This is a genomic window from Methylobacterium sp. NEAU K (genome assembly GCF_030700285.1).
Classification (GTDB): domain Bacteria; phylum Pseudomonadota; class Alphaproteobacteria; order Rhizobiales; family Beijerinckiaceae; genus Methylobacterium.
The window spans coordinates 82,605-96,243 of record NZ_JAUYZJ010000011.1 but is presented as its reverse complement, the minus strand read 5'-3'; the positions used below and the strand labels follow the sequence as shown (position 1 = coordinate 96,243).

Genomic DNA, 13,639 nt, shown 5'->3' with positions numbered 1-13,639 from the left:
GCCGGAACCGATGATCCCCGACCTGCACCTCGACGCCGACGCGATCCTCGCGACGCTGCGGCCCTGGGTCGAATGCGAGAGCCCGACTCATGATGCCGCCGCGGTCAACAGGATGATGGCGGTGGCCGCCCGCGACCTCGCCATCGCGGGGGCCGCCGTCGAGACCATCCCGGGCCGGATGGGCCTGAGCGGCTGCGTGCGGGCCCGCTTCCCTCACCGGCGCCGCGACCTGCCGGGAATCCTGGTGCTCGGGCATCTCGACACGGTGCATCCGGTGGGCACGCTGGCGAGCCTGCCCTGGCGGATCGCGGGCGACCGCGCCTACGGTCCGGGCATCCTCGACATGAAGGGCGGCAACGTGATCGCGCTGGCCGCGATCCGCGCCCTGGCGGCGGCCGGCGTCGAGACGCCGCTGCCGGTGACCGTGCTGTTCACCGGCGACGAGGAGGTTGGCAGCCCCTCGACCCGCGACCTGATTGAGGCGGAGGCCGCCCGCCACGCCTTCGTGCTGGTGCCCGAGCCCGGCCTGCCGGAGAACGGGGTCGTCACCGGCCGCTACGCCATCGCGCGCTTCGACCTGGAGGCTTTGGGCCGCCCGAGCCATGCCGGCTCGTCGCCTCACGAGGGCCGCTCGGCGATCCGCGCCATGGCGCGGATGATCCTGGCCATCGACGCGATGTCGGACGCGGACTGCACCTACTCCACCGGCATCGTGTCGGGCGGGCAGTGGGTCAACTGCGTCCCGACCCTGTGCCGCGGGCAGGCGCTGAGCATGGCCAAGCGCCAGGACGACCTCGACCGCGGCGTCGAGCGGATGCTGGCGCTGTCGGGCGAGGAGGGCGGCGTCCGCTTCACCGTGACCCGCGGCGTTACCCGGCCGGTCTGGGAGCCGGATGCGGGCTGCATGGCCCTCTACGAACGGGCGCGGACCGTGAGCGAAGCGCTGGGCCAGCGCCTGCCCCATCGCAGTGCCGGGGGCGGCTCGGACGGCAACTTCACGGGCGCCAACGGCATCCCGACCCTCGACGGCCTCGGGCCGCTCGGCGAGGGCTACCACACCCTCGACGAGCACGTGCTGATCGGCACGCTGCCAAAGCGGGCGCGGCTGTTCGCGGCCCTGCTGGCGAATCTCGGCGCAGCCCGATCATCGTAAGGGCGGTACGGGCCCGGGTTCATGCCGGGCGGCCCTGCGTCGCCGCTCAGGCCGGATCGACGGGCATCTCGGGTGCCCCGGCCGCCTCGATCGCCGCGCCCGCCGCGAGGCACAGGTCTTCCCGGTACCGGGATGCGACGAGCTGAACGCCCACAGGCGTGCGTCCGACGAGGCCGGTGGTGACGGTGAGCGCCGGGACGCCGATCGGCGCGAGGCCGACCTGCAGCAGGTTCGCCTCGAAGGCGCGTGCGATCCCGGCCTCGCCGGTCCGGTCGAGCCCGTCCGGGAAGGGCAGCTCGGCCGAGACCGGCACCAGCAGCACCTGATGCGCGGCGAGGAACAGCGCCCAGTCCCGCGCCAGCGTCGCCCGCCGGGTGAGCGCCTTGGCGAGGGCGTCGGGCGGCATCGTCTCCGCGTGCGCCCGGAAATGCTCTAGGAGGTCGATGGCCGCCGGGTCGCCCTCGCGCTCGGCGGCCGCCCGGGCGACCCCGTAGCCGTCGCCGAGCCAGAGCTGGATCTGCAAGGCGCTCGCTTCGCGGATCGGGGGCGTGTCGGCGATCTCCTCGACCGTCCACCCGGCCTCGGTCAGGCGCCGCGCCGCATCCCGCAGGGCAGCCTCGACCTCCGGCACCACCGCGAGGCCGCCCGGCCGCACGCAGAGCGCCGCCCGGCGCGGCAGAGCCGGACCCTCGAGCGGGGCCGGTACCCACCACGGATCGCGCGGATCGGGCGCAGCCATCGCGTGCAGACCGAGACGCACGTCCGCGATGCTGCGCGCCAGCGGCCCCGACACCGCCATGAGCTGCGGCCCGATCCCGCGCTCGGGCGACGAGGCGTTCCAGGCCGGGATGCGCCCCAGGCTCGGGCGCAGGCCGTGCACGCCGCAGGCATAGGCCGGGTAGCGCACCGAGCCGGCGATGTCGGTTCCCTGGGCGATCGCCCCGATCCCAGCCGCGACCGCGGCGCCCGCCCCGCCGGACGAGCCCCCCGGCGTCAGCGCGGGATCGCGCGGGTTCCTGGTCTCGCCGTGCAGCTGGTTGGTGGTGAACCAGCGCAGGGAGAAGGCCGGCGTGTTGGTCCGCCCGAGCAGCACCGCGCCGGCCCGGCGCAGGTTCGCCACCACGGGGTTGTCGTCGGCGGCCACGAGATCACGCTGGAGGCGCAGCCCGTTCGTGGTCGCGAAGCCACGCTGGTCGACATTCACCTTGGTCGTCACCGGCACCCCCGCCAGCGGACCGAGCGCTTCGCCCCGGGCACGCGCGGCGTCGACCGCGTCGGCCTGCGCCAGCACATCCTGCGGTCGGTGCTCGACGACGGCGTTGATCCGGCCGTTGACCGCGTCGAGCCGCCCGAGCGCGTCCTGCGCGGCCTCGCGGGCCGAAACCTTTCCGGTGCGGATCAACGCCGCGAGGTCGGTCGCCGTCAGACGCCAGAGCTGCATGGGGTATCCCTTTTTCGCGCCCCGCCGGGGCGAGATCCGTTCCGGATTCGCGGCGCGCGGGTATGCCCCGAGGCCCCTAGTGATCATATCCTTTATGCAAGCGCGCGGCCGCTTTTTTGCGCAGCCCCGGATCACCAGCGCCGGCAAGGCTTTGCCGCACTGCAACAGAATTAACTAAGCATTTAGCCGTAACTGACCCTTGTCAGACCCTACCCAATTGCTAACCTCGCTGTCGTTCGCGCGTTCGATCGGACAATTCAGCAAAAAAGGGATCGCTCTCCTCCGACGAAGACAGGCAACCTCCAGCACAAGGTAGGCTCCCATGGCAGAGGTGATTCGCGTCAAGCCGACTCACGACGGCACCTACACAGTCTATCGCGGGACTCTCGCGTTGATCAGCGGTCTGACCCGCCTGCAGGCCGAGCGCTACGAAGCGAGCATCAGTCGGCAGCAGCGCGCCGATCTCGTCTCCGCGAGCAACTGAGCCCCCCGAGGCCGGCGCCCCGAGCGGGCCGCCCCGGCCTCGGGCCCGACGGCAGGCCGCCGGCCGCCTTCAGGCTAGGGCGACCGGCCCGAGATCGCAGACGGCTCCGGCGGCATCGAGGCCGCGCCTTCGGGCGGTGACCGCGTAGCCGTCTCCCGATCGGTCGATGTCGTACAGCAGGTAGGACGCCCGGCGCGCCGCCATCCCCCCGTGCCCGTCCGGGCGCGCCGAGGCCGAGGGTGCGCCGATCACCGGGACGGCGCGCCCGTCCGGCCCCGGTATGAGGGTGCTGCTGGCGATGTGGTTGTGCCCGTGCAGGATCAGGTCGGCGCCGGCCCGCGCGATCATCGCGGTGAAGGCGGCGGCATCCTTGAGTTCGCGCCCCGGCGAGGCTCCTCCGGGCTGCGGCGGATGATGGATCATGACCACCCGGAACGGCTTGCCCGGCTCGGTGGCGAGCGCCCGCAGCAGCGCCTCGGCGGCCGCGAGTTGTGGCGCGCCGAGGCGCCCCGTCGCGACGAACGGCTTCGTGGGGATCGCGCTCGAGAGGCCGACCAGCGCCAACGGTCCGCGCCGCCGCAGGTAGGGAAAGCGCCCGCGCGAGCCCGAATCGTCGCCCGTGTAGCCGCCGCAGGCGGCGAGCAACCCCTCCAGGGAGCCGCGCACGTAGGCGTCGTGGTTGCCCGGCACGAAGCTCACCGTCTCGGGCGCGCCCAGCGCCTCCAGGAAGGTGCGCGCCGTCTCCCACTCGCTCGGCAGGCCGATGTTGCACAGGTCGCCCGTGCAGGCGACGTGGGCGGCACCCTGCCCTTTCAGGTCTGCCACCAGGGTCTCGAGCACGGCCATGTCATGGCTGCGCGACCGGCCGCGCCGCCAGTTGGCGTAGCCGGTGGCGCGCTTGCCGATGAGCTGGTGCAGGCGCACCCGGCCCAGCGGGCCGACATGCGGATCACTGAGATGGGCGAGGCGGAAGGTCAACGCCGGGGGTCAACGCTCGAGACGGGCACGGGACGCGTCCCGCATCGCGGTCGCGCGCCCCCACGTCAAGCGCTACCGATCAGCATGCCCGTGGCGAGGACCAACGCACCGCCGACCATCACCTGCAGGGCCGCACGCCAGAACGGGGTCGCCATGAAGCGTGTGCGGATCGCCGCGATGACGACGAGTTCGACGACCACCACCAGTACGGCGAGGCTGGTGGCGAGGACGAACGGATTCGGCCAGCCCGCCGGAAGCCGGTCCGGGATCGCGTAAGGCAGCGTGTGCCCTAGGCCGCCCAGCGTCGTCATGACCCCGCAGACGAGGCCGCGCAGCCACGGGTCGCCCCGCCCGGTGACGCTGCCGTCGTCGGACAACGCTTCCGTGAACCCCATGCTGATCCCGGCGCCGACCGAGGCCGCGAGCCCGACCAGGAAGGTTGCCCCGTTATGGCCCGTGGCGAAGGCAGCCGCGAAGATGGGAGCCAGGGTCGACACCGAGCCGTCGATCAGGCCGGCGAGCCCCGGCTGCACGTAGCGCAGGACGAAGGCGCGACGGGCTTCAAGCCCGGTATCGATCATGTTTTCGAGGACGGCTGCCACGGCAATAGGCTCCTTGTTTAGATGCATTCCAATCTACAGTTTGGAATGCATCTAAACAAGCCTGCCCGCCGCGTTTTCGCTGCCGGTCACGAGGCGGTCGCTTTCATCGAACGGTCGACGGATCCGGTTGCCTTGGCTCAGGGGCGGGGACTAGACCGTGCACGGACGAATCCGGCCCCGGTCTGTGCGAGCGGTGTTCGCTCCGGCTGCCACAGGCGTGTCATGAGTCTCGGCAAGCGTATCCTCCGACATCGCGCCGTCCAGCGCGTCCTCGGCCGCGTCGCGGCCGCCTATCTCCGGCTCGTGCGGGTCACGAACCGCTTCGAAATGCATGCCGGAGCGGCAGGTCCCGGCGCCGCGGACCGGTGGATCGATGCCCAGCTGCCGCTGATCGCCGGCATGTGGCACGGGCAGCACATCATGATGCCGTTCATGCGCCGACCGAGCGATCCGGTCGCCACGATCATCTCGAAGAACCCGGACGGTGACATCAACACCATCGCGCTGGAGCGTCTCGGCGTGCGGGTGATGCGGGCATCCGGCGCCCGCGGCCGGGGCCGGGCGATCGATACCCGCGCCAAGGGGGGCGCGGAGGGGCTGAGGGCGATGCTGCGCGCGCTCAAGGCCGGCGAATCAGTCGCCTTCAGCGCGGACGTGCCGAAGGTCTCGCGCCGCTGCGACGCCGGAATCCTGACGCTGGCGCGCTTGTCCGGCCGCCCGATCATCCCGGCCGCCGTTGTGACCAGCCGGCACCTGCGCTTCAAGTCCTGGGACCGCGCCTGCCTCGGCCTGCCCTTCGGCCGTGGGGCGATCGTGCTGGGCGAGCCGATCTACGTGGCGCGCGACTGCGAGGGCGAGGCGTTCGAGGCGCTCCGGCACTACGTCGAGGCCGAGATGAACCGGGTGCATGCCCGCGCCTACGCGCTGGTCGGGCGCCCCGACCGTGCGGCGCTCTATCGCGATGCGTCCCCGGCGGCGGCGACCGCCCGAATGGGAGACGTGGCGTGAAGATGCCGTCCGTGACCCTGCCGCTGCAAGCCTACCGCGCCGGCCTGCGTGTCGGCGAGCCGGCGCTCACCGGTCTGCTCGCCTGGCGCGCGCATCACGGCAAGGAGGACCCGCTGCGGCTGCCGGAGCGCCGCGGCCTGCCGGGCCGGGCACGCCCGGTGGGGCCCCTGGCCTGGATGCACGGCGCGAGCGTCGGTGAGGTCCTGTCGCTGGTCGGGCTCGTGGAGGGCATGATCGGTCGCGGCTTCTCGGTGCTCGTAACCACCGGGACGCGCGCGGCCGCCGAGCTGATCGGGGCCCGCCTGCCCCCCGGCGCGGTGCACCAGTACATCCCCCTCGATGCGCCACGCTGGGTAGCGCGGTTCCTCGACCACTGGCAGCCGAACCTCGCCATCGTTGCCGAATCGGAAATCTGGCCGAACACCATCCTGGCGCTGGACGCCCGCGAGATCCCGCTGATCCTGGTCAATGGGCGCATGTCGGAGCGGTCGTTCAGGGGCTGGGAGCGCTGTCCGCGTACCGCCAAGGCGCTCCTGGCCCGGATCGCGGTCTGCCTCGCGCAGACCCAGGAGGATGCCGAGCGCTTCGCCAAGCTCGGCGCCCCGCGGGTCAGCATCAGCGGCAACCTGAAATTCGATGCCCAGGTACCCCCGGCCGACCCGCAGCAGCTCGCCTATCTGGGCGCCATGGTGGCCGGCCGGCCGGTCTGGGTCGCGGCCAGCACCCACCCCGGCGAGGAGGCCATGATCGCCTACGCCCACGCGGTGCTGAAGGCGAAGTTTCCGCAGCTCTTGACCATCCTCGCCCCGCGGCATCCCGCCCGCGGCACTGAGGCGGCCGAGTGCGCGACCGCCCTCGGCCTGCGCAGCGCGCGGCGCTCCAGCGGCGGCCGTCCCCATCCCTCCGTGGAGATCTATGTGGCCGACACGATCGGCGAGATGGGCCTGTTCTACAGGCTCAGCCCGCTGGTGTTCCTCGGAGGCTCCCTCGTCCCGCGGGGCGGCCAGAACCCGATCGAGCCGGTGCGCCTCGACACGGCGGTGCTGCACGGGCCGCACACCGAGAATTTCGCGGTGGTCTACCGCGCGCTCGACCGGGCCGGAGCCGCCCTGCCAGTGCGGGACGGCGTCGAGCTCGCGGCCGTCGCCGGGGAACTCCTGGGCGATGCGGCCCGGCTCGACAGCATGGCGCAGGCCGGGCAGCGGGCGCTGCAGCCCTTCGAGGGCGCGGTGGCCCGCACGCTGGCGGTCCTCGACCCGTTCGTGGCGCAGATGAAGCTTCAGCGTCTCGAACGGGAGGGCCTCATGCGCCCCCTCGCCCGGGCCTGATGCGGCCGCCGCGCTTCTGGGCGGCGGGCGCGGATCACCCGGCCGCCCGCTGCCTCGCACCGCTCGGCGCGGCTTATGGCGCGCTCACCGCCCGGCGCATGGATCGGACGGGCGCGCGGGCGGCCTGTCCCATCCTGTGCCTGGGGAACTTCACGCTCGGCGGTGCCGGCAAGACGCCCGCCGCGTTGGCGGTGGCCGCCCTGGTGGCCGAACTCGGCCGGGCGCCCGCCTTCCTGTCCCGCGGCTATGGCGGGCGCCTGGCCGGTCCTGTCCGGGTCGATCCGGACCGGCACGGAGCCGCGGAGGTCGGCGACGAGCCGCTGCTGCTGGCCCGCCGCGCGCCGACCATCGTGTCCCGGGACCGCCCGGCGGGGGCCGCCCTGTGCCGGTCGCTCGGCGCAGACGCGATCGTGATGGATGACGGACTGCAGAACCCGTCGCTTGCCAAGGATCTCGCCTGGGCCGTGGTCGACGGCGGCGCCGGCATCGGCAACGGTTTGCCGTTCCCGGCCGGCCCCCTGCGGGCGCCCCTCGAGAGGCAATGGCCGCACGTCGCCGGGCTGATCCTGGTGGGCGACGGGGCACCGGGCGAGGCAGTCGCCCGAATGGCCGAACGGCGCGGCCTTGCGGTCCATCGCGCGCGCCTGGACGCGGACAGCTCCGAACTGGTCGGCCGGCGCTGTCTCGCCTTCGCGGGAATCGGGCGGCCGGAGAAGTTCTTTGCGACCCTGCGCGGCACGGGAGCCGCTCTCGTCGGGATGCGCTCCTTCCCGGATCACCACCCCTATCGCGCCGCCGAACTGGCCGCTCTGGCCGCGGATGCGGAAAGGCTCGGGGCCGACCTCGTGACCACCGAGAAGGATGCTGTGCGCCTGCCAGCCGACTTCGCGGCGCGGGTGCGGGTCCTGCGCGTGCGCCTCGTGCCGGACGATCCGGACGCTCTCCGACGGCAGGTCCGGCACGCGCTCGGCGGCGCGCCGTGAGCGCTACGGGCGCCCGGCTTCCTTGAGACGCTTCAGGATCGCCTCGGGCGAGGCATAGGCCTCCTGCCGGGCGGCGCTCCAATAGCGCAGCCCGTCCAGCGGGATCGGCTCGCCGGTCACCGCGCAGCGCACGAAGCTGCCGGGCTTGACCACCCGCATGGTGCCGTCGCCGTACTCGACGACGGCCTCGCCGTTGTTCCCGCGCTCGTAACGACCCAGCACATCCGCCTCCCGATCGATCCGCCCTTGTACACGATCCGCGTCAGCCGCGCTGCCTCGGAGAATCAGGCGAGCATCGAGGGCGTGTCGTCGGAGGCCAGCATGAGCCGCGCCGCATCGGCATCCACGTGCATGCGCGCCACCAGCGCGTCGGCGCTGGCGAACCGCGCCTCGCCCCGGATGTAGCCGACGAACTCCACGGCGATCTCGCGCCCGTAGAGGTCTCCGGAGAAGTCGAACAGGTAGACCTCCAGGAGCGGTGCACCGTCGTCGAAGGTCGGACGGCGGCCGTAGCTCGCCACGCCGTCGCAGAACCGGCCGGGCCCGAGGCGCACCCGCACCGCGTAGATCCCATGCGCCAGCCCGCAATCGGGCAGCATCACATTGGCGGTGGGAAAGCCGAGCTGGCGCCCGCGCTTGTCGCCGTGGCGGACCGGGCCGAGGACGAACCAGCGATAACCGAGCAGGGCGTTGGCGCGGGCGACGTCGCCGGACGCGAGCGCCGCGCGGATCGCGCTCGACGAGACCGGCTCCGTCTCGCCCCCGAGGGCGACCGGTGCCACGATCCGGCAGCTCAACCCCGCCCCGCGGCAGAGGTCGGCCAGAATCGCGGGCGTGCCCTCGCGGCCGCGGCCGAAGTGGAAATCGTGGCCGACCACCACGCCGGACAGGCTGAGCGACCCCTTGAGGAAATCGCGCACGAAGGCGGCCGCCCCCGTGGCGGCCAGCGCGCCGTCGAAGGCGCGTACGATCAGCCCGTCGAGGCCGAGGCGCGCGAACACGATCTCCTTCGCGGCGAGCGAGGTGAGGCGGAACATCGGCGCATCGGGCGCGAAATAGGCGCGCGGATGCGGCTCGAAGGTCAGCACCGCCGCCGGCCGGCCGGCCTCGCGCGCCGCCGCGCGCACGTTCTCGACGAGCACGCGGTGGCCGCGATGGACTCCGTCGAAATTGCCGATCGCCGCGACGGCCCCTGTCAGGGCCGGCGGGACCGGCGTATCCGCGCGGCAGATCGTGAAGGGCCGCGCGGCCGTGTCGTCGCCTGGGACCATCGGTTCGGAGTCGGAAGCTCGGAGGGGTCGGATGGAATCGCCTGAGGAGTCCGCGAGGGGCCCGACGCGGCCGGACCCTGCCGAAAGGCGCCCGGGGGGTCAAGCGAACTGCGACCGCGCTGCAACACCGCACGGATCGATGCGGTGCGACGCCTGCGCCGATTAACGGGTTCGCAATGCGCGACCCCTATTTTAAATGTTATGCGGCGCCGCTATTTTGCAGCGTTAGTGAAGCGTTCATCGTTCCGGGAGCCGCCGCGGCTTCCCGCCGGGCAATTACGGAGCAGTTGATCCATGGCTCTCGATCTGAGCATGCCGATCCTCGTTGTCGATGATTACCAGACGATGGTCCGCATTATCCGTAATCTTCTGAAGCAGCTGGGCTTCGAAGAGGTCGATGATGCTTCGGATGGTACGGCTGCACTTGCCCGTCTCAAGAATCGCAAGTACGGTTTGGTGATATCGGACTGGAATATGGAGCCGATGACCGGCTATGAGCTGCTTCGCCATGTGCGGGCAGACGAGACCTTGCGGACCACGCCGTTCATCATGGTCACCGCCGAATCGAAGACCGAGAACGTTATCGCCGCCAAGAAGGCGGGGGTGAACAATTATATCGTGAAGCCGTTCAATGCGGCGACGCTCAAGTCGAAGATCGAGGCGGTCTGCGGGAACTGATCGTCCCGTGGCACAGTCCTCGCCCCCTCAGACGAAACCGCCGATACGCCGGAAGGCGCCCAAGAGCGATGCGGCCGGCGTCGACGGTCGCCGATCTCAGGAGGAGAGCATGTCGTTAGCCGCTGCGCGGCAATCGGAAGTGCGGTTCAGGGAACCGCATGCCGTGATCGCCGAATTGATCGAGATCGCCGACTACATCGCCCACATGCGCGAGGAGATCGGCGCATTGCGGGCGAACGAGATGAGTCGCGACCGCATTCCCATGGCGCACGAGGAACTCGGCAGCGTCGTGGCCGCCACGGCGGGCGCGACCAACACGATCATGGAAGCCGCTGAGGCGATGCTCGGACTTCCGGACGGGCCGGGCTACCGCGAGGCGGTCGAGGAGCGGATCAACACGATCTTCGAGGCCTGTGCCTTCCAGGACATCACCGGCCAGCGCATCGCCAAGGTGGTCGAGGCGCTGAGGCTGTTCGAGCAGCGGCTCGCCCGCTTCGTCGGTGCCGTGAAGGCCCGCGACGCGGCCTCGATCGATCCGGCCGAGCGCGCCCGCCGCGCCCGCGCGGACGATCTGCTCCTCAACGGCCCCCAGGCCGTCGACGCGACTCCCTCGCAAGACGACATTGACGCGCTGTTCGCCTGACGCCTCCCGGATCGCCCGGCGACATTGCGGCCGTCGACTCCGCGTGGCCGGGCCGGTTACATCGTCTCGGCGAGCAGCCGCCGCGCGTTGACGGCGTCGGAAGAAGGTCCCGGGCAGGAATGGCGGCGCGGCTCTGGTCCGAACTGACCACGGACGATTTCTCAGGGCGGGATATGCGGCGGGCCGTAGCGGTCCTGCCGGTGGCCGCCATCGAGCAGCACGGGCCGCACCTGCCGCTCGCCACCGACGTGATCATCGCGGAGGGCTACCTGGCCCGCATGCGCGAGCGGGTACCCGACGATCTCGACGTGCTGGTGCTGCCGGTCCAGTCGATCGGCAAGTCCGACGAGCACGATGGCTTTCCGGGTACGCTCACCCTCGACACCGGGACGGCGCTGGCCGCCTGGACCGGACTCGGTGCCGCGATCCATCGCGCCGGTTGCCGCAAGCTGGTGATCGTCACGAGCCACGGCGGCAACAGCGCCGTCATCGATCTGGTGGCGGGCGAGCTGCGGGCGCGATTCGGCATGGTCGCGGTCACGACCTCCTGGGCTCGCCTCGGCTACCCGGACGGCCTGTTCCCAGCCGGCGAGATCGCCCACGGCATCCATGCCGGCGGCATCGAGACCGCGCTTATGCTGGCCCTCCGTCCGGATCTGGTGCGGACCGACCGGATCGCCGACTTCCCGCCGCGGACTTTGGCGATGGTGCGCGACTTCACGCACCTGCGTGCCGGCCGCCCCGCGTCCTTCGCCTGGAAGGCGGGCGACCTCCACCCCTCAGGCGCCATGGGCGATGCGCGGCTCGGAACCGCGGAGGCGGGGCAGGCGGCGCTGGCTCACGGCGCGAACGCCTTCGTGGCGCTGCTGCAGGACGTGGACCGGTTCGAGCTCGACGGGGCTTCCCCGGTGTAACCGCCGCCTGCGCGCGGCCGAACAGGTCGATCACGCGCCGGGTCCGATCCGCCGGCGCGCCGGAGGCCCGGCCATGCGACCTGTCGCCCTGATCACCGTTGCCCTGCTGCTCGCCGCCGGCCGTCCGGCCGTCGCGGCGGAGCGCCCCGTCGTCGTCGAGCTGTTCACCTCCCAGAGCTGCTCGTCCTGCCCGCCCGCTGAGGCGCTGATCGGCCGGCTCGCCGGCGAAGGGGCCGGCGTGCTGCCGCTGGCCTTCCACGTCACCTACTGGAACCATCTGGACTGGCGCGATCCCTACGCCCTGCGGGCCGCCACCGCCCGCCAGGGCGATTACGCCGCCCGGTTCGGCGGCGCCAGCTACACCCCGCAGGCCGTGGTCGATGGGCAGGCGGCCCTGGTCGGCTCCGACGAGGCCGGCCTGCGGGCGGCGATCGCGCGGGCGCGGGGCGCCGGGGCGGCGATCCCCGTGACGCTGGCTCGGACGGGCACGGGCATCGCCGCGCGGGTCGGGGACGGGAGCGGCGCCGGACGGGTCCTGCTGATCGGCTTCGACCCGAGCCACGCGACCCGGGTCCTGCGCGGCGAGAATGCCGGGCGCACCATCGAGCAGGCGAACGTCGTCCGTTCGGTGCGCGACCTCGGACCCTGGTCGGGCGCCGCCGCGACATTCCAGGCGGCGACCCCGGAGGGCGAGACTGCGGCTCTGCTCCTCCAGGCCGCCGACGGCCGCATTCTGGGCGCGGCGCGCCTCGGCGGCCCGCTCGCCGAGACCGCCCGGGAGAGCCTGCGATGATCCTCGCCCTCTCGGGTGGAATGCCGGGCGGCATCGCGGCGCACGGATGGGCGCTGGCGCCGGGGTCCGACGCCAGGCTAGACTCAGCCTGTGCCGGTGAGCGGATCGGCGGCGGAGCCCGGACGGTGCTCGAAGGGGAACTCGCGGCTCTAATGGCGGCGGCACAGGGCGGTGACGCAGCCGCGTACCGCGCCTTGCTGAAGGCCTGCCTGCCCGTCGTGTCGGCGATCGCGCGGGCGCAGGGCGTGCGTGGCGAAGCGGTGGACGACGTCGTGCAGGATACGCTGATGACCATCCATCGGGCTCGGGCGAGCTACGATCCCGCGCGCCCGTTCCTGCCCTGGCTGCGCGCCATCACCCAGCGCCGGGCGATCGACCGCCTGCGCCGGGCCGGCCGCCGGCCGCGGGAGGTTCACGATCCGCTGGCCTACGAGGCCGAGGCCGATCCCGGTCCCGAGCCCGGGCAACGGCTGGAGGCGGGCGACCGCGCCGCCGCCCTCGCCCGCGCGGTGGCGTCCCTGCCGGAGGGGCAACGCCAGGCGGTAGAGCATCTCGGCCTGCGCGAATTGTCCCTCGACGAGACTGCGGCGCTCACCGGGCGGAGCAAGGGGGCGCTGAAGGTCAACCTGCACCGGGCCCTGAAGGCCCTGCGCGCCAGCCTGACGCAGGAGCGGGGCTGATGGTCGACCTCGCCAGCCGCGACCCGCGCCGTCACGAGCGACTCGTCGAGGATCTCGCGGGCGGCCTGGAGCCGGTCCGGCCGCTGCCGGGGCCGGCCGCGCGCGCCGCCCTGTGGCTCGGCGCGGCTTTGCTTTTCGGGCTGGTCCTCGCGACCCGGATCGACGCCACCGGGTTCATGCTGCGCATGCGCGTCCCCGATCTCGCCCTCGCCGCGGCCGGCGCGGTGCTGACGGCGGCCTTCGCGGCTTTCGCGGCCTTCGCGACCAGCGTGCCGGGCCGCCCCACGGCCTGGGCGTTGCTGCCGCTGCCGCCGCTCGCCCTCTGGGTCTGCGCGAGCGGGCTAGGCTGCCTGCGCGGATGGGTCGCCCCGGGCACCGACATCCCCAACGCCCACGAGGTCACGGGCTGCTTCAGCTTCCTGGTCTGCGTCTCGGTGCCGCTCTCGGTGCTGATCGTCATGATGCTGCGCCGAGCATGCCCCCTGCGTCCGAACCTCACGGCCGCCCTGGGCGGGCTCGCGGCGGCGGCCGCCGCCGCCGCGCTGCTGATGCCGTTCCACCCGCACGACGCCACCGCGACCGACCTGCTGATCCATGCCGTGGCCGTTGTTGGGGTTATCGGGCTCAACGGCCTCGCCGGCGGCCGGCTGCTCGACCGTCAGGCCGCGACCGGCTGAGCGCCG

At 72.5% G+C, this 13,639-nt stretch carries 15 protein-coding genes and 1 pseudogene; 11 read left to right on the top strand and 5 right to left on the bottom strand.

What is annotated here, in order from left to right; all coding sequences use genetic code 11:
• Positions 1-10: 10 nt before the first annotated feature.
• The gene (locus tag Q8W67_RS11415) at positions 11-1,153 is read left to right on the top strand and encodes a M20/M25/M40 family metallo-hydrolase (protein ID WP_305545523.1); all 1,143 of its coding nucleotides are present in this window, start codon (positions 11-13) and stop codon (positions 1,151-1,153) included.
• A gap of 46 nt (positions 1,154-1,199) precedes the next feature.
• Here Q8W67_RS11415 and Q8W67_RS11410 read toward each other — a convergent pair whose 3' ends face one another.
• Positions 1,200-2,594 (bottom strand): amidase family protein, encoded by a 1,395-nt coding sequence (locus Q8W67_RS11410; protein WP_305545340.1) that lies wholly within the window; start codon positions 2,592-2,594, stop codon positions 1,200-1,202.
• Between the two features lie 322 nt (positions 2,595-2,916).
• Between Q8W67_RS11410 and Q8W67_RS11405 the strand changes: the two genes are divergently transcribed.
• Positions 2,917-3,078, top strand: a complete 162-nt coding sequence (locus tag Q8W67_RS11405; RefSeq protein ID WP_305545337.1) for a hypothetical protein — start codon at positions 2,917-2,919, stop codon at positions 3,076-3,078.
• Between the two features lie 69 nt (positions 3,079-3,147).
• Here Q8W67_RS11405 and Q8W67_RS11400 read toward each other — a convergent pair whose 3' ends face one another.
• Positions 3,148-4,056 (bottom strand): metallophosphoesterase, encoded by a 909-nt coding sequence (locus Q8W67_RS11400; RefSeq protein ID WP_305545335.1) that lies wholly within the window; start codon positions 4,054-4,056, stop codon positions 3,148-3,150.
• A 65-nt stretch (positions 4,057-4,121) separates the two neighbouring features.
• A pseudogene (locus tag Q8W67_RS11395) lies at positions 4,122-4,613 on the bottom strand (VIT1/CCC1 transporter family protein); the annotation flags it as partial.
• Between the two features lie 267 nt (positions 4,614-4,880).
• Here Q8W67_RS11395 and Q8W67_RS11390 point away from each other — a divergent pair.
• Genes Q8W67_RS11390 through lpxK form a run of 3 tightly spaced genes read left to right on the top strand, consistent with a single transcriptional unit; the run spans position 4,881 to position 7,977 of the window.
• Entirely contained in the window at positions 4,881-5,666 is a 786-nt protein-coding gene (locus Q8W67_RS11390) for a lysophospholipid acyltransferase family protein (protein ID WP_305545330.1), read from the top strand.
• Positions 5,663-6,994 carry a 3-deoxy-D-manno-octulosonic acid transferase gene (locus Q8W67_RS11385; protein WP_305545327.1) on the top strand — a complete coding sequence of 444 codons (1,332 nt, stop codon included), beginning with the start codon at positions 5,663-5,665 and terminating at the stop codon, positions 6,992-6,994. The genes Q8W67_RS11390 and Q8W67_RS11385 overlap by 4 nt, the downstream gene beginning before the upstream one ends.
• Positions 6,994-7,977, top strand: coding sequence for a tetraacyldisaccharide 4'-kinase (lpxK, locus tag Q8W67_RS11380; RefSeq protein WP_305545324.1), 984 nt, complete (start codon positions 6,994-6,996; stop codon positions 7,975-7,977). The genes Q8W67_RS11385 and lpxK overlap by 1 nt, the downstream gene beginning before the upstream one ends.
• 3 nt (positions 7,978-7,980) lie before the next feature.
• Here lpxK and Q8W67_RS11375 read toward each other — a convergent pair whose 3' ends face one another.
• Together Q8W67_RS11375 and Q8W67_RS11370 are read right to left on the bottom strand one after the other, a co-directional pair.
• Complete coding sequence (locus Q8W67_RS11375; RefSeq protein ID WP_305545321.1) at positions 7,981-8,199, bottom strand: DUF2093 domain-containing protein; 219 nt, start codon at positions 8,197-8,199, stop codon at positions 7,981-7,983.
• A gap of 62 nt (positions 8,200-8,261) precedes the next feature.
• Positions 8,262-9,248 (bottom strand): bifunctional riboflavin kinase/FAD synthetase, encoded by a 987-nt coding sequence (locus tag Q8W67_RS11370; RefSeq protein ID WP_305545319.1) that lies wholly within the window; start codon positions 9,246-9,248, stop codon positions 8,262-8,264.
• A 294-nt stretch (positions 9,249-9,542) separates the two neighbouring features.
• Here Q8W67_RS11370 and Q8W67_RS11365 point away from each other — a divergent pair, with 294 nt between their 5' ends.
• The 6 genes from Q8W67_RS11365 (at position 9,543) to Q8W67_RS11340 (ending at position 13,633) form a co-directional block, all read left to right on the top strand.
• Complete coding sequence (locus Q8W67_RS11365) at positions 9,543-9,926, top strand: response regulator (RefSeq protein ID WP_305545317.1); 384 nt, start codon at positions 9,543-9,545, stop codon at positions 9,924-9,926.
• Positions 9,927-10,035: 109 nt separating this feature from the next.
• Positions 10,036-10,569, top strand: coding sequence for a protein phosphatase CheZ (locus Q8W67_RS11360; RefSeq protein WP_305545315.1), 534 nt, complete (start codon positions 10,036-10,038; stop codon positions 10,567-10,569).
• 119 nt (positions 10,570-10,688) lie between these two features.
• On the top strand, positions 10,689-11,483 hold the full coding sequence (locus Q8W67_RS11355) for a creatininase family protein (protein ID WP_305545312.1): 795 nt from the start codon (positions 10,689-10,691) through the stop codon (positions 11,481-11,483).
• Positions 11,484-11,556: 73 nt separating this feature from the next.
• The gene (locus tag Q8W67_RS11350) at positions 11,557-12,276 is read left to right on the top strand and encodes a thioredoxin family protein (protein WP_305545310.1); all 720 of its coding nucleotides are present in this window, start codon (positions 11,557-11,559) and stop codon (positions 12,274-12,276) included.
• Positions 12,273-12,956 carry an RNA polymerase sigma factor gene (locus tag Q8W67_RS11345; RefSeq protein ID WP_305545307.1) on the top strand — a complete coding sequence of 228 codons (684 nt, stop codon included), beginning with the start codon at positions 12,273-12,275 and terminating at the stop codon, positions 12,954-12,956. The genes Q8W67_RS11350 and Q8W67_RS11345 overlap by 4 nt, the downstream gene beginning before the upstream one ends.
• A complete protein-coding gene (locus tag Q8W67_RS11340) occupies positions 12,956-13,633 on the top strand; it encodes an NrsF family protein (protein ID WP_305545305.1) in 678 nt (225 codons plus the stop codon). Before Q8W67_RS11345 ends, Q8W67_RS11340 begins: the two co-directional genes overlap by 1 nt.
• Positions 13,634-13,639: the final 6 nt, after the last annotated feature.

Bases quoted from the DNA above. Each gene is read 5' to 3' on its own strand.
- Q8W67_RS11415 (WP_305545523.1), top strand. From the start codon at position 11: ATGATCCCCGACCTGCACCTCGACGCCGACGCGATCCTCGCGACGCTG.
- Q8W67_RS11410 (WP_305545340.1), bottom strand. From the start codon at position 2,594: ATGCAGCTCTGGCGTCTGACGGCGACCGACCTCGCGGCGTTGATCCGC.
- Q8W67_RS11405 (WP_305545337.1), top strand. From the start codon at position 2,917: ATGGCAGAGGTGATTCGCGTCAAGCCGACTCACGACGGCACCTACACA.
- Q8W67_RS11390 (WP_305545330.1), top strand. From the start codon at position 4,881: ATGAGTCTCGGCAAGCGTATCCTCCGACATCGCGCCGTCCAGCGCGTC.
- lpxK (WP_305545324.1), top strand. From the start codon at position 6,994: ATGCGGCCGCCGCGCTTCTGGGCGGCGGGCGCGGATCACCCGGCCGCC.
- Q8W67_RS11370 (WP_305545319.1), bottom strand. From the start codon at position 9,248: ATGGTCCCAGGCGACGACACGGCCGCGCGGCCCTTCACGATCTGCCGC.
- Q8W67_RS11365 (WP_305545317.1), top strand. From the start codon at position 9,543: ATGGCTCTCGATCTGAGCATGCCGATCCTCGTTGTCGATGATTACCAG.
- Q8W67_RS11360 (WP_305545315.1), top strand. From the start codon at position 10,036: ATGTCGTTAGCCGCTGCGCGGCAATCGGAAGTGCGGTTCAGGGAACCG.
- Q8W67_RS11355 (WP_305545312.1), top strand. From the start codon at position 10,689: ATGGCGGCGCGGCTCTGGTCCGAACTGACCACGGACGATTTCTCAGGG.
- Q8W67_RS11350 (WP_305545310.1), top strand. From the start codon at position 11,557: ATGCGACCTGTCGCCCTGATCACCGTTGCCCTGCTGCTCGCCGCCGGC.
- Q8W67_RS11345 (WP_305545307.1), top strand. From the start codon at position 12,273: ATGATCCTCGCCCTCTCGGGTGGAATGCCGGGCGGCATCGCGGCGCAC.
- Q8W67_RS11340 (WP_305545305.1), top strand. From the start codon at position 12,956: ATGGTCGACCTCGCCAGCCGCGACCCGCGCCGTCACGAGCGACTCGTC.